This is a genomic window from Rhodococcus sp. HM1 (assembly GCF_023218075.1).
Lineage (GTDB): Bacteria > Actinomycetota > Actinomycetes > Mycobacteriales > Mycobacteriaceae > Rhodococcus.
Genome location: NZ_JALPTB010000221.1, coordinates 1 through 413 on the forward strand (window position 1 = coordinate 1; position 413 = coordinate 413).

Consider the following 413-nt stretch of genomic DNA (forward strand, 5'->3'; position numbering starts at 1 on the left):
GGTACATTACGTCCGGCCGGAATGTCTTGAGCAGCTTCACGCCGGCGGCAAAGACGAACTCGGATAAGTCGGCTGAGTAGACCTCCGGAAGCCGCAAGCCGACGAAGTCGAGCACGTCATCGATGCCGTTCTCAGCCTTGTTGGCCTTGTCTGCCTTCTCCGACGAGAAAGCGATTGCGGTGCCGGTAGTGAAATCAAGTCCCTTGCCAAGTAGGGTGCGCAGCTTGTCCTTGGCGGTGACCATTGCGACCTTCATGCCGGCCTTCTGGAACTCGGCCAGGATGGTCGGCGCGCGTAGGAAGCGCGCGTCGTTCATCATTACTTCGACGCCCGCGTCGCGGTCATAGAAGAAATTTCCGGCGATGCCGTGCCAGGCGGGCGGGCGCCCAGTGATGATCGAAAGGTTATTGGGG

The 413-nt window shown here is 60.0% G+C and carries 1 protein-coding gene; it reads right to left on the minus strand.

Going from position 1 to position 413, the window contains the following annotated elements; translation table 11 throughout:
- A partial coding sequence (locus tag M1M07_RS32515) for an alkaline phosphatase family protein (RefSeq protein ID WP_248676806.1) occupies window positions 1-413 on the minus strand: 413 nt, incomplete at both ends.